This is a genomic window from uncultured Roseobacter sp. (genome assembly GCF_947493125.1).
Lineage (GTDB): Bacteria > Pseudomonadota > Alphaproteobacteria > Rhodobacterales > Rhodobacteraceae > Roseobacter.
In genome coordinates this window covers 1-305 of record NZ_CANLQB010000030.1, presented here as the reverse complement: position 1 = coordinate 305, position 305 = coordinate 1, and the positions used below count along the sequence as shown (strand labels likewise).

1 protein-coding gene is annotated in these 305 nt (G+C 59.0%); it reads left to right on the top strand.

Features of this window, described 5'->3' with window-relative positions:
* Positions 1 to 305: Calx-beta domain-containing protein (locus tag Q1A71_RS23620; RefSeq protein ID WP_299682839.1), on the top strand; the 305-nt coding region annotated here is incomplete at both ends.

The window sequence follows — 305 nt, the reverse complement described above, 5'->3', positions numbered from 1 at the left end:
CACGGTTTCGGTGTCTGGGTCGACGGTATCTGAGGGAACGACCTCGCAAGATCCATTCTATCTGCAATGGACGATCACGCTGAGCGAGCCGTCAGATCAGCCGGTGACGGTGGAGTATCGCTTCCTGTCGGGCACAGCCCAGGCCGGATCGGACGCCTACAGTTTCAACTCCGGCACCAGCGTGACCTTTGCTGCGGGCGAGACCTCGAAGACTGTCTTCTACCGCGTAGATGCTGATAGCATCGATGAGACCGACGAGACTATCGTCTTTGAAGCCTTCTCGGCCCAGGGCGCTGTGCTTGCTG